The sequence below is a fragment of the Frateuria sp. YIM B11624 genome (genome assembly GCF_049727805.1).
In the GTDB taxonomy this organism is placed as follows: Bacteria; Pseudomonadota; Gammaproteobacteria; order Xanthomonadales; family Rhodanobacteraceae; genus Frateuria_A.
The window spans coordinates 1-11747 of record NZ_JBCNYA010000054.1 but is presented as its reverse complement, the minus strand read 5'-3'; the positions used below and the strand labels follow the sequence as shown (position 1 = coordinate 11747).

Sequence of the window (11747 nt, the reverse complement as noted above, 5' to 3'; positions counted from 1 at the left end):
GTCAAACACACGGCATGCCTCCCTCGCCTCAACTCCCGAGCGCCCGAAGGTAAAGCGGCGGCAGCTCCTCTATGAGCAGGCGCGTACCCATCAAGGCGAGGCGGCACCTAGCTCTTATCTCACCCCGTGCTGAGCAGGCCGTTTCTTTTGGTTACTTTTCTTTGGGCCAGCAAAGAAAAGTGACCCGAGCGCCGTCAGGCGATCGGAAGCCCGCGGCAGGCGAGCCAAGTCGCGGAGACGCTGCGCAAGAGCGACAGACAAAGCAAACCTCCCCGCGAGCCCCCGCCCCTCACCCCAACCCTCTCCCCGGAGGGGAGAGGGAGCCAAGGCGCGTTCCTCGCGGGTGGTATTCTTGTGCATTGCCGCAGCAAGCGCGGCGCGACCCCCAAGTCCGACATCTATGAGCGATTCCGTCCCCCAGCAGCCGCGCGCGACCGGCCCGGCACAGCGCCGCCCGAGCGTGGGCGTGCGCGTGGGAAAAGTGATGGTGGGCGGCGGCGCACCCATCGTGGTGCAGTCGATGACCAACACCGACACCGAAGACCCGGCCAGCACCGCAAAGCAGATCGCCGAACTGGCCCGCGCCGGCTCCGAGATCGTGCGCATCACGGTGAACACTCCGGCCGCGGCGGCAGCGGTGCCGCGCATCGCCGAGCGCCTGGCGATGATGGGCGTGGACGTGCCGATCGTGGGCGACTTCCACTACAACGGCCATCAATTGCTCGAAGCCGAGCCCGCCTGCGCCGAAGTGCTGGCCAAGTACCGTATCAACCCCGGCAACGTCGGCTTTGGCAAGAAGAAGGACAGCCAGTTCGCCGCGATCATCGAGAAGGCCATCCAGTACGGCAAGCCGGTGCGCATCGGCGCCAACTGGGGCTCGCTCGACCAGGGCATGGTCGCCACACTGATGGACGAGAACGCGCAGCGCGCGCAGCCGTGGGACGCCGGCGTGGTCGCGCGCGAGGCCCTGATCCGCTCGGCCGTGGACTCGGCCGCACGTGCCGAACAACTGGGCCTGCCGCGTGATCGCATCATTCTTTCGTGCAAGGTCTCCGGCGTGCAGGAGTTGATCGCGGTCTACCGCGACCTGGCCAGCCGCTGCGATTACGCGCTGCACCTGGGCCTGACCGAGGCCGGCATGGGCTCCAAGGGCATCACCGCCTCGGCGGCGGCGCTGGCGGTGCTATTGCAGGAAGGCATCGGCGACACCATCCGCATCTCGCTCACGCCTGAGCCGGGCGCCTCGCGCACGCAGGAGGTGATCGTGGCGCAGGAACTGCTGCAGACCATGGGCCTGCGCGCGTTCACCCCGCTGGTCACCGCCTGCCCGGGCTGCGGGCGCACCACCAGCGAGTTCTTCCAGGAACTGGCCAAGACCGTGCAGACGCACGTGCGCGCCAAGATGCCCGAATGGCGCGTGATGTACGACGGCGTGGAGAACCTCACCCTGGCGGTGATGGGCTGCGTGGTCAACGGACCGGGCGAATCCAAGCACGCGAACATCGGCATTTCGCTGCCCGGCAACGGCGAGGCGCCCTCGGCCCCGGTGTTCATCGACGGCGAGAAGGCGATGACCCTGCGCGGCGACAACATCGCCGGGGAGTTCGTCGACATCCTCGACGACTACGTGGCGCGCAAGTACGCCGCGCGCACCGGTTGAGGCCGGCCCGGCGGCGGTCGGGTCAACGAAGTGTGCGCTGGTTCACGTGTTTCACGTCTGCTTATTCAGGCGCGTGACAGTCTGTCGACAGTGGCCTGGGGCCGCGGAAGAATGGCTCCCCCGCCGTTTCGGCCAGGAGTGAAGGTTTGTCCAGCGCGCAGTTCCGCATTGCGTTCCTCTACGTCACGCTGGCGTCCCTGTGGATCTGGCTGTCCGACCATGCGCTCGCGCTGGTGGTGCACAACCGCACGCAGATGATCTGGGCGCAGAGCGCCAAGGGCTGGCTGTTCGTGCTGCTGACCGGCCTGATGCTGTACTGGCTGATCGGCCGCGACCTCAAGCGCCTGGCCGCGATCAACCGGCAACTGGTGCATGGCCACGAGCAGGCGTTGCGCGTGCTGGTTTCTGCGATGGACATCCGCCACAAGGAAACCCGCGACCACTCCGACCGCGTGATGCGCATGGCGATGGGCCTGGCGCGGCTGACCGGCATGCAGGACGACGCGCTGCTGGCGCTCAAGTTCGGCGCGCTGCTGCACGACATCGGCAAGCTGGCGATTCCCGACGCCATCCTGATCAAGCCGGGCAAGCTGGACGAGGCCGAGATGGCGCACATGCGCCGGCATCCGGAAATCGGCCGCGAGCTGATGGAGCAGGTCGACTTCCTGCGCAAGGCGACCGACATCCCCTACGCGCACCACGAGCGCTGGGACGGCACCGGCTATCCGCGCGGGCTGCGCGGCGAGGAGATCCCGCTGGCCGCGCGCATCTTCAGCATCGTCGACGTGTGGGACGCGCTGAGCTTCCCGCGCGTGTACAAGCCGGCGTGGCCGGAGCACGAGGTGCTCGCCTACCTGCGCGATGCCGCCGGCAGCCAGCTCGATCCGCAACTGGTGCAGTTGTTCCTCGACAACTACCACCCGATCAAGGCGCTGGGCCTGGTCGATGCGACCGTGCCGATGGAGAGCGCGCACGCCTGAGGCGTGCCGCGGCTACAGGCAATCGGCCGCCGCCCGTGGCCCGGCCTTGCGCCAGTGCACGGCATCGAACGGCTGCGCCGCCAGCCGCCGCAGCTCGGCCAGGAACGCCTCGCGCGGGATCTCGCGCGCGCCCAGGCCGAGCAGGTGCGGATTGCTGACCTGCGCGTCCAGCAGCGGGAAATCCCACTCGCGCAGCAAGCCGGCCAGCGCCACCAGCGCCAGCTTCGAGCCGCCGCTGCGTGCGCTGAACATCGACTCGCCGCAGAACAACCGCCCCACGCTCACGCCGTAGATCCCGCCGACCAGTTCGCTGCCCTCCCACACTTCCACGCTGTGCGCATGGCCCTGGGTGTGCAGCGAGGCATAGGCGTCGACGATCTCCGGCCCGATCCAGGTGCCTTGCTGGCCCGGCCGCGGCGCGGCGCAGGCGCGCATCACGCGCACGAAGGCCTCGTCGACGGTCACCCGCCAGTCCTTGCCGGCGAGCGAGCGGCGCAGGCTGCGGTTGGCCTTGAGCGTGGCCGTGTCGAACACGCAGCGCGGGTCGGGCGACCACCACAGGATCGGCTCGCCCGGGTTGAACCAAGGGAAGATGCCGCGCTCGTACGCGGCCAGCAGCCGCCGCGGCGAGAGGTCGCCGCCGAAGGCGAGCAGGCCGTTCGGCTCGGCCAGCGCGTGGCGCGGATCGGGAAAGCGCTCGGGCGAGGCCGGATCGAGCAGCGGCAGGCGGATCACCGGCAGGCCCCGGCGTAGGGCGCGTGTTCGTCCAGCTCGGCGGCATAGGCGTCGATGGCATCCGCTTCGTGCACCAGCGCCTCGCGCACCGCCTTGCGGAACTGCGGATGGGCGAGGTAGTGGCGCGAATGCGTGCGCACCGGGACGAAGCCGCGCGCGAGCTTGTGCTCGCCCTGCGCTCCGGGTTCGAAGCGCTGCAGGCCGTGCGCGATCGCGTGCTCGATGCCGCGGTAGTAGCACAGCTCGAAGTGCAGCCCGGGCACCTCGATGCAGGCGCCCCAGTAGCGACCGTAGAGCGTGGTGTCGCTCTGCAGGAACAGCGCCATCGCCTCGATGCGCGCGCCGTCCATCGCACAGGCCACCTGTACCTTGTCGCCCATTCCGCCCAGCGCCTCGAAGAACGCCGGCGTCAGCGCCGCATGGTTGCCCTTGGCGTCGAAAGTCGCCTCGTAGAGCGCATGGATCTGTCGCCAGTCTCCGTTATCCAGGCTGATGCCGCCGCGCATGCGGATGTCCAGGCCTGCGGCTTGCACGTGCGCGCGCTCCTGGCGGATGTTCTTGCGCTTCTTCGGCTTGAGCGTGGCGAGGAAGGCGTCGAAATCGCGGTAGCCGCGGTTGTGCCAGTGGAACTGCACGTCCGAGCGCGTCAGCCAGTGGTTGCCGAACGCTTCCAGTTCCCCGTCGTCGAGAAAATTGGCGTGCGCCGAGGACAACCCCAGGCGCTCGGTTTCCGTGCGGATGGCCTCCGCCAGCGCCTGCCGCAGTTGCGGTGCGCGCGCCCCGTGCCCGGCGAGCAGCCGCGGCCCCGGCACGGGCGAGTAGGGCACGGCGTTGAGCAGCTTGGGATAGTAGGTGCCGCCGGCGCGCTCCCAGGCGCTCGCCCAGCTCCAGTCGAACACGAACTCGCCGTGCGAGTTGCCCTTGAGGTACAGCGGCGCGGCGGCCACCAGGCGATCGCCTTCGTAGAGACCCAGGTGATGCGCCTGCCAGCCCCACTCCGGACGAATGCAGCCGGTGCGCTCCAGTGCATGCAGGAAGGCGTGCGAAACGAACGGGTTGGCGGTCCCTCCCAATGCGTCCCAGGTCGCCGCGGGCAACTCGGCGATGGCAGGGTGGAAGCGGGCGGTGGGCATCGACGGTGCAGGCGGGCTTGGCGAAAGACGCAAGCGCCAAGACTAGCGAACTTGCGCGCCCAGGCCCAAGCGCGCAACGGCGCGAAAGATCATTTGACGGCGCCATGTTGCACCGCGCCATAATGCCAGCTCCTCAACTTTGGACGCGCAACGTGGGCAGGGTCTGGAACTTCAGTGCGGGGCCGGCGGCGTTGCCGCAGGCGGTGCTCGAGCAGGCGCAGCGCGAACTGCTGGACTGGGACGGCAGCGGCGCCTCGGTGATGGAGCAGTCGCACCGCGGCAAGCGCTTCATCGCCATGGCCGAGCAGGCCGAGGCGGACCTGCGCGAGCTGCTCGACGTGCCGGACGACTACGCGGTGCTGTTCCTGCAGGGCGGCGCCACCCAGCACTTCGCGCAGATCCCGATGAACCTGGCCGGCCCCGACGATTCGGCCGACTACGTCCTGAGCGGCCACTGGAGCGAGAAGGCCGCCGGCGAGGCCGCGCCCTACCTGCGCGTGAACATCGCTGCCAGCAGCAAGGCCGACGGCTACCTGCACCTGCCACCACGCCGGGACTGGGCGCTGGACCCGCGCGTCGCCTACGTGCACTACACGCCCAACGAGACCATCCACGGCGTCGAGTTCCACGACGTGCCGGACACGGGCGAGGTGCCGCTGGTGGCCGACATGTCCTCCAACATCCTGTCCGGTCCGCTGGACGTGCGCCGCTTCGGCCTGATCTACGCCGGCGCGCAGAAGAACATCGGTCCGTCCGGGCTGGTGCTGATGATCGTGCGCCGCGACCTGCTGGCGCGGCAGGGTCGGCCGATGGCAAAGATCTTCCGCTACGCCGAACACGCCGCGGCCGGCTCGATGCTCAACACGCCCAACACCTTCGGCTGGTACCTGGCCGGGCTCACCTTCCAATGGCTCAAGGGGCAGGGCGGGCTGGCCGCGATCGGCGAGCGCAACCGCGCCAAGGCGGCGCTGCTCTACGGCGCTATCGACGGCTCGGACGGCTTCTACCGCAATCCGGTCGAGCCGGCCTCGCGCTCGCGCATGAACGTACCTTTCACCCTGCGCGACGGCACCCTCGACGCGGCTTTCCTGGCCGAGTCGGAGGCCGCCGGCCTGCTCGCGCTGAAGGGCCACAAGGCGCTCGGCGGCATGCGGGCGTCGCTGTACAACGCCGTACCGCTGGAGGCGGTCGAGGCGCTGGTCGCCTTCATGCACGACTTCGCACGTCGCCACGGCTGAGCGTTACCTGTTACCGTTTGGACTTCTATACCGCTGGACACCCGAATGACCGACCCTAAGGAATCGCTGGGCAAGGTGCGCGAGCGCATCGACAGCATCGACCGCCAGATCCAGGAGCTGATCTCCGAGCGCGCCAACTGGGCGCAGGAGGTCGCGCGGGTCAAGGGAGAGGGCCTGTCGGCGATCGACTACTACCGGCCCGAGCGCGAGGCGCACGTGCTGCGCATGGTGGTCGACCGCAACAAGGGGCCGCTCTCCGACGGGGAGATGGTGCGGCTGTTCCGCGAGATCATGTCCTCGTGCCTGGCGCAGGAGGATCCGCTCAAGGTCGGTTTTCTCGGCCCCGAGGGCACCTTCAGCGAGCAGGCGGTGCGCAAGCACTTCGGCCATGCCGCCTACGGCCTGCCGCTGGGCAGCATCGAGGAGGTGTTCCAGGAAGTCGCCGCCGGGCATGCCGACTTCGGCGTGGTGCCGGTGGAGAACTCGGGGCAGGGCATGATCCAGGTGACGCTGGACATGTTCCTCACCTCCGAGGCGCGCGTGTGCGGCGAGATCGAGCTGCGCGTGCACCAGTGCCTGCTGTCCAAGGCCGGCACGCTTGGCGATATCCGGCGCGTGTTCGCGCATGCGCAGTCGCTGCAGCAGTGCAAGACCTGGCTGCGCATCAACCTGCCCGACGTCGAGTGCGTGGCGGTGAGCAGCAACGCCGAGGCGGCGCGCCTGGCGCGGCACGCCGACGATGCCGCCGCGATCGCCGGGCGCACCGCCGGCAAGGTCTACGGCCTCAAGCCGCTCGCCGAAGGCATCGAGGACCGCGCCGACAACACCACGCGTTTCCTGGTGATCGGCCGCTCGCTGTTTCCGCCCTCGGGCAACGACCGCACTTCGCTGCTGATCACCGTCAACGACAAGCCCGGCGCGCTGTACGACGTGCTGAGCCCGTTCGCCAAACACAACGTGAGCATGAACCGCATCGAGTCGCGGCCGGCACACACCGGCAAGTGGCAGTACGCGTTCTTCATCGACGTCTCCGGGCACATCGACGACGCGCCGTTGCAGGCCGCGCTCGCGGACATGGGCCCGGTCGCCACGCAGGTGCGCGTGCTCGGCTCCTATCCGGTGGCCTTGCCGTGAGCGGCGCTTCCGACGCCGCCGGACGGCTGGACTGGATCAGCCGCCCGGCCGGCCCGCTGCGCGGCACGCTCACGGTGCCGGGCGACAAGTCCGTCTCGCACCGTGCCCTGATGCTTGCGGCGCTGGCCGAGGGCGACTCGCGCATCAGCGGCTTCCTGGAAGGCGAGGACACCCGGGCCACCGCGGCGGTGTTCGCGCAACTGGGCGTGTCGATCGAGACGCCCGCGCCGGGCGAGCGCCTGGTGCATGGCGTGGGCCTGCACGGCCTGCGCCGCGCCGACCGGCCGCTGGATTGCGGCAACGCAGGCACCGGCATGCGGCTGCTGGCCGGCCTGCTGGCAGGTCAGGCGTTCGACTCGACGCTGGTGGGCGACGAATCGCTCTCGCGCCGGCCGATGCGCCGCGTCACCGAACCGCTGGCCCGGATGGGTGCGCGCATCGACACCCGCGAGGGCCTGCCGCCGCTGCAGATCCACGGCGGCCAGCGCCTGCGCGGCATCCGCTACGAACTGCCGGTGGCCAGCGCGCAGGTGAAGTCCGCGCTGCTCTTGGCCGGCCTGTACGCCGAGGGCGACACCGAGATCCTCGAACCGCATCCGACCCGCGACTACACCGAACGCATGCTGGTCGCGTTCGGCTGGCCGGTCGAGTTCGCGCCCGGCCGCGCCCGCCTCGGCGGCGGCCATGCACTGCGCGCCACCGACGTGCAGGTGCCGGCGGATTTCTCCTCGGCGGCGTTCTTCCTGGTCGCCGCCAGCCTGGTGCCCGGTTCGGACCTGCTGCTGCGCGCGGTCGGCCTCAACCCCCGCCGCACCGGCCTGCTGCAGGCGCTGCGCCTGATGGGCGCCGACATCGAGGTGCTCGACGAGCGCCACAGCGGCGGCGAACCGGTGGCCGACCTGCGCGTGCGCCACGCGCCGCTGCATGGCATCGAGCTGCCCGAGGCGCTGGTGCCGGACATGATCGATGAGTTCCCGGCGTTGTTCGTGGCCGCCGCGGCCGCGCATGGCACCACTGTCATCCGCGGGGCGGCCGAACTGCGCGTAAAGGAATCCGATCGCATTGCCAGCATGGCCGCCGGTCTGCGCGCGCTGGGCATCCAGGTGGAGGAAACGCCCGACGGTGCCGCCATTGCCGGCGGTACCCTGGACTCCGGCACGGTGGAAGGGCACGGCGATCATCGGGTGGCCATGAGCTTCGCGGTCGCCGGCCTGCTCGCGCGTGGCGGGGTGCGTATCCAGGACTGCAGCAACGTGGCCACCTCCTTCCCCGGTTTCATGGAACTGGCCAACGGCTGCGGCTTCGCGCTGGCGCGCGCGTAACGGCGTCCGGGGAAGACATCCATCCGGTCGCGGCCTGATCGCCTGCCGCCGCTCGCCGTCCAGGTGCTAGGCTCGCCGCTTTCCCCGTTGCCTCGAGCCATGTCCGACGTCCCGCCCTTCATCGTCGCCATCCCCGCCCGCTACGGCTCCACCCGCCTGCCGGCTAAGCCGCTGCGCACGCTCGGCGGCGTGCCGATGGTCGTGCGCGTGGCGCAACGCGCACTGCAGGCCGGCGCGTCCCAGGTCGTGGTGGCGGTGGACGACGACCGCGTCGCCGAGGCGCTGGCCGGGCAGGGCGTCGACGTCTGCATGACCCGCGCCGACCACGCCTCCGGCAGCGACCGCCTGGCCGAAGTGGCCGCCCATTACGGCTGGGCGGATGACGCCATCGTGGTGAACCTGCAGGGCGACGAACCCTTCGCGCCGGCGGCCGGCATCCGCGAAGTAGCCCGCGCGCTGGCCGAGGACGACGCGCCGATGGCGACGCTGGCCACGCCGATTACCGACGCGCACGAGCTGTTCGATCCCAACGTGGTCAAGCTGGTGCGTAGCGTCGACGGACGCGCGCTGTACTTCAGCCGCGCGCCGCTGCCCTGGGCGCGCGATGCGTTCGCCGCCGACCGCGACACGCTTCCCGCAGGCGTGCCGTTCCTGCGCCACATCGGCATCTACGCCTACCGCGCGGGCTTCCTCGGCCGCTACACCGGCCTGACGCGCACGCCGCTGGAGCAGGCGGAATCGCTCGAACAACTGCGCGTGCTCGAGCACGGTTTCCCGATCGCCGTGCGGCTGACCCCCGAGCCGTTCCCGCCCGGCATCGATACCGAAGCCGACGTGGAGCGCGCGGAGCGCTGGCTCTCGACCCAGCCGTAAACCCTACAACTGCCTGTTCGGCCAACGGTCACGGCGATCCACGCCGGAACGGCTAGAATCACGTCCATGCCCTCGCCCCAGACGCCGCCGTTCGACGGCAAGGCCTTCGTCCAGACCCTGACCACCTCGCCCGGCGTCTACCGCTACTTCGACGCCGACGGCGAGCTGCTGTACGTGGGCAAGGCGGGCAACCTCAAGAAGCGCGTCGGCAGCTACTTCCTCAAGCCGCGGATGGAACCGCGCATCAACGCGATGGTCTCGCAGATCGCGCGCTGCGAGATCACCGTCACGCGCACCGAGGGCGAGGCGCTGCTGCTCGAGTCGCAGCTCATCAAGTCGCTCAAGCCGCGCTACAACATCTTGCTGCGCGACGACAAAAGCTACCCATACATCTACCTCTCCGGCGGCGAGGACTACCCGCGACTGGCCTTCCACCGCGGCGCGAAGAACCTGCCGGGCCGCTTCTTCGGCCCGTACCCGAGCGCCTTCGCCGTGCGCGAAAGCCTCAACCTGATGCAGAAGCTGTTCAAGGTGCGCCAGTGCGAGGACAGCTACTTCCGCAACCGCTCGCGGCCGTGCCTGCAGCACCAGATCGGCCGCTGCACGGCACCTTGCGTGGGGCTGGTCTCGGTGGAGGACTACGGGGCCGACGTGCGCCATGCGCAGATGTTCCTGGAAGGCCGCAGCAGCGCGGTGATCGATGAGCTGGCCGCGTCCATGGAAAAGGCCGCCGTCGAGCTCAACTTCGAACGCGCCGCCGCATTGCGCGACCAGGTCGCCGCGCTGCGCAAGCTGCAGGCGCAGCACCATGTGCAGGGCGCGAGCGCCGACATGGACGTGATCGCCTGCCGCATCGAGGGCGGCATGGCCTGCGTCAGCGTGCTGTTCTTCCGCAACGGCATCAGCCTGGGCACGCGCGACTTCTTCCCGCGCCTGGCGCTGGATGCCGAGCCGGCCGACGTGCTCGCCCAGTTCATCGCCCAGTACTACCTGGAGCGGCCGGTGCCGCGCGAGCTGATCCTGTGCGAGACGATCCCCGACCAGGCGCTGCTGGCGCAGGTGCTGTGCGAGCAGGCCGGCCACACGGTGGAGATCAAGTCCAGCGTGCGCGGCGAACGTGCGCGCTTCCTGCAGATGGCCGAGCGCAATGCGCAGGCCTCGCTGACCTCGCGCCTGGCCAGCCGGCAGACGCTCGGCGCGCGCTTCGACGACCTGCAGAAGCTGCTCGAACTCACCGAGCCGCCGCGCCGCATCGAGTGCTTCGACATCAGCCACACGATGGGCGAGGCGACCGTCGCCTCCTGCGTGGTGTTCGGCCCGGAAGGCGCGGAGAAATCGCACTACCGCCGCTTCAACATCGCCGGCATCACGCCGGGCGACGACTACGCGGCGATGCACCAGGCGCTCACCCGACGCTTCCGCAAGGTGGCGGCAGGCGAGGGCGCCAAGCCCGACGTGCTGCTGATCGACGGCGGCGGCGGGCAGGTGGCGCAGGCGCTCGATGTGCTGGCCGAACTCGGCGTCGAAGGCATCAACGTCGTCGGCGTGGCCAAGGGCCCGGGTCGCCGCGCCGGCGAGGAAACCCTGGTGCTGGCCAACTCCGGGCGCGAGATCCATCCCGGCCCGGCCTCGCCGGCGCTGCACCTGGTCGCGGCCGTGCGCGACGAGGCCCACCGCTTCGCCATCAGCGGCCACCGCAAGCGGCGCGAGAAGGCGCGCGAGCGCAGTGTGCTGGAAGACGTGCCGGGCATCGGCGCGCGCCGCCGCGCGGCGCTGCTCAAGGCCTTCGGTGGCCTGGCCGGCGTGGAGGCGGCAGGCGTGGAGGAACTGGCGTCGATCAAGGGCATCGACCGCGGCCTGGCCGAACGCATTTACGCCACCTTGCACGGATAGCCCGCAATCTCCCGTGCGACACTGACAACCTGCAACCGACGGAAAGGACGATGCGCATCAACCTCCCCACCTGGCTGACCCTGTTCCGTGTGGCGCTGCTGCCGGTGATGGTGGTGGTTTTCTACCTGCCGTTCCGCGGGCACAACTTCACGGCCGCGATCGTGTTCCTGCTGGCCGCCATCACCGACTGGCTGGACGGCTACCTGGCGCGCCGCCTCAACCTGACGTCGGCGTTCGGCGCCTTCCTGGACCCGGTGGCGGACAAGCTGATGGTCGCGGTGACCCTGTTCCTGCTGGTCGAGGCCCACCGCGGCGGCTGGCCGGGCATCCTGATGGCGATCACCGCGGCGATCATCGTCGGCCGCGAGATCAGCATCTCGGCGCTGCGCGAGTGGATGGCCGAGATCGGCATGCGCGCCACGGTCAAGGTCGCCTTCATCGGCAAGCTCAAGACCGTAATGCAGATGGTCGCGCTGGTGGTGCTGATCGTGCAGCACGAGAAGGAAGCCGAGGCGCTGCGGCTGTACCACATCGGCGAAGGGCTGCTGGTGATCGCCGGCGCGCTGACCATCTGGTCGGGCATGCACTACCTGCGCGCGGCGTGGCCGATGCTGCGCGGCGACCCGCCGAAGCAGCCCGGCGCCAACAAGCGCGCAGAGGCTTGACGGGTTCGTTTTCGCCGCTAAAATGCGCGGCTCCGATGCGGGAATAGCTCAGTTGGTAGAGCACGACCTTGCCAAGGTCGGGGTCGCGAGTTCGAGTCTCGTTTCCCGCTCCAG

General features: G+C 69.7%; 10 protein-coding genes and 1 tRNA gene. 9 read left to right on the top strand and 2 right to left on the bottom strand.

Features of this window, described 5'->3' with window-relative positions; translation table 11 throughout:
- Window positions 1–400 precede the first annotated feature (400 nt).
- Both ispG and AAIL17_RS17955 read left to right on the top strand, forming a co-directional pair.
- The gene (gene ispG / locus AAIL17_RS17960; protein ID WP_424684197.1) at window positions 401–1660 is read left to right on the top strand and encodes a flavodoxin-dependent (E)-4-hydroxy-3-methylbut-2-enyl-diphosphate synthase; all 1260 of its coding nucleotides are present in this window, start codon (window positions 401–403) and stop codon (window positions 1658–1660) included.
- A gap of 146 nt (window positions 1661–1806) precedes the next feature.
- Complete coding sequence (locus AAIL17_RS17955; protein WP_424684196.1) at window positions 1807–2640, top strand: HD-GYP domain-containing protein; 834 nt, start codon at window positions 1807–1809, stop codon at window positions 2638–2640.
- 12 nt (window positions 2641–2652) lie between these two features.
- Here the strand turns inward: AAIL17_RS17955 and aat are convergent, their stop codons facing one another.
- Both aat and AAIL17_RS17945 read right to left on the bottom strand, forming a co-directional pair.
- Window positions 2653–3375 (bottom strand): leucyl/phenylalanyl-tRNA--protein transferase, encoded by a 723-nt coding sequence (gene aat / locus AAIL17_RS17950; RefSeq protein WP_424684195.1) that lies wholly within the window; start codon window positions 3373–3375, stop codon window positions 2653–2655.
- A complete protein-coding gene (locus AAIL17_RS17945) occupies window positions 3372–4508 on the bottom strand; it encodes a GNAT family N-acetyltransferase (RefSeq protein ID WP_424684194.1) in 1137 nt (378 codons plus the stop codon). The genes aat and AAIL17_RS17945 overlap by 4 nt, the downstream gene beginning before the upstream one ends.
- Window positions 4509–4660: 152 nt before the next feature.
- Between AAIL17_RS17945 and serC the strand changes: the two genes are divergently transcribed.
- From serC to AAIL17_RS17910, 7 genes are all read left to right on the top strand, one after another.
- Complete coding sequence (gene serC, locus AAIL17_RS17940; protein ID WP_424684193.1) at window positions 4661–5746, top strand: 3-phosphoserine/phosphohydroxythreonine transaminase; 1086 nt, start codon at window positions 4661–4663, stop codon at window positions 5744–5746.
- Window positions 5747–5791: 45 nt separating this feature from the next.
- On the top strand, window positions 5792–6880 hold the full coding sequence (pheA, locus tag AAIL17_RS17935; RefSeq protein ID WP_424684192.1) for a prephenate dehydratase: 1089 nt from the start codon (window positions 5792–5794) through the stop codon (window positions 6878–6880).
- Window positions 6877–8202, top strand: a complete 1326-nt coding sequence (aroA, locus tag AAIL17_RS17930) for a 3-phosphoshikimate 1-carboxyvinyltransferase (RefSeq protein WP_424684191.1) — start codon at window positions 6877–6879, stop codon at window positions 8200–8202. Before pheA ends, aroA begins: the two co-directional genes overlap by 4 nt.
- 99 nt (window positions 8203–8301) lie before the next feature.
- The gene (gene kdsB / locus AAIL17_RS17925; RefSeq protein ID WP_424684190.1) at window positions 8302–9075 is read left to right on the top strand and encodes a 3-deoxy-manno-octulosonate cytidylyltransferase; all 774 of its coding nucleotides are present in this window, start codon (window positions 8302–8304) and stop codon (window positions 9073–9075) included.
- A gap of 66 nt (window positions 9076–9141) precedes the next feature.
- Window positions 9142–10968, top strand: coding sequence for an excinuclease ABC subunit UvrC (gene uvrC, locus AAIL17_RS17920; protein WP_424684189.1), 1827 nt, complete (start codon window positions 9142–9144; stop codon window positions 10966–10968).
- Window positions 10969–11018: 50 nt separating this feature from the next.
- Window positions 11019–11633 carry a CDP-diacylglycerol--glycerol-3-phosphate 3-phosphatidyltransferase gene (gene pgsA, locus AAIL17_RS17915; RefSeq protein WP_424684188.1) on the top strand — a complete coding sequence of 205 codons (615 nt, stop codon included), beginning with the start codon at window positions 11019–11021 and terminating at the stop codon, window positions 11631–11633.
- Window positions 11634–11670: 37 nt separating this feature from the next.
- A tRNA-Gly gene (locus AAIL17_RS17910) sits at window positions 11671–11746 on the top strand.
- Window position 11747 lies beyond the last annotated feature (1 nt).

Coding starts and splice junctions, on each gene's coding strand:
- ispG (WP_424684197.1), top strand. CDS start 401: ATGAGCGATTCCGTCCCCCAGCAGCCGCGCGCGACCGGCCCGGCACAG.
- AAIL17_RS17945 (WP_424684194.1), bottom strand. CDS start 4,508: ATGCCCACCGCCCGCTTCCACCCTGCCATCGCCGAGTTGCCCGCGGCG.
- pheA (WP_424684192.1), top strand. CDS start 5,792: ATGACCGACCCTAAGGAATCGCTGGGCAAGGTGCGCGAGCGCATCGAC.
- kdsB (WP_424684190.1), top strand. CDS start 8,302: ATGTCCGACGTCCCGCCCTTCATCGTCGCCATCCCCGCCCGCTACGGC.
- uvrC (WP_424684189.1), top strand. CDS start 9,142: ATGCCCTCGCCCCAGACGCCGCCGTTCGACGGCAAGGCCTTCGTCCAG.
- pgsA (WP_424684188.1), top strand. CDS start 11,019: ATGCGCATCAACCTCCCCACCTGGCTGACCCTGTTCCGTGTGGCGCTG.